This is a genomic window from Escherichia sp. 94.0001 (assembly GCF_013369155.2).
In the GTDB taxonomy this organism is placed as follows: domain Bacteria; phylum Pseudomonadota; class Gammaproteobacteria; order Enterobacterales; family Enterobacteriaceae; genus Escherichia; species Escherichia coli_F.
This window is the reverse complement of sequence record NZ_JABWMS020000286.1, coordinates 1-297: the sequence shown is the minus strand read 5'-3', so window position 1 is coordinate 297 and position 297 is coordinate 1. Positions and strand designations below refer to the sequence as shown.

Annotated in this window: 1 protein-coding gene; it reads left to right on the top strand. The window is 44.1% G+C overall.

Translation table 11 applies throughout. The features are described 5' to 3' along the window. Positions 1-206, top strand: a 206-nt coding sequence (locus tag HEN33_RS25750) for a phage tail tip domain-containing protein (RefSeq protein WP_445297916.1), incomplete at its 5' end; no start/stop codon positions are given. Positions 207-297: the final 91 nt, after the last annotated feature.

The following is a 297-nucleotide window of genomic DNA, read 5'->3' as shown; positions in this document are numbered from 1 at the left end:
GCAAAAACGGTGTATTAATCGCATCCAGAGAAACTAAAGGGGCCATTCCCGGTAGTTACAGTGCAGTTATTGATATGCCTAGTGGTGGTGGTAGCGTCACTCTGGAGTTTAAGATTTTCCAGAAAGGCTATCAGGGGGCAGGCAATATCACCGACTGTACGGTAATTGTGACCAAAAAAGCGGCTTCCGGCATCAGTATTCGTTGAAATATTTATAACCCCAATAAATGGCGTCAGGAATGACGCCTTTTTTATTGCAGAAAAGCGAGAGGTAATTATGCGTAAAGTTTGTGCAGCC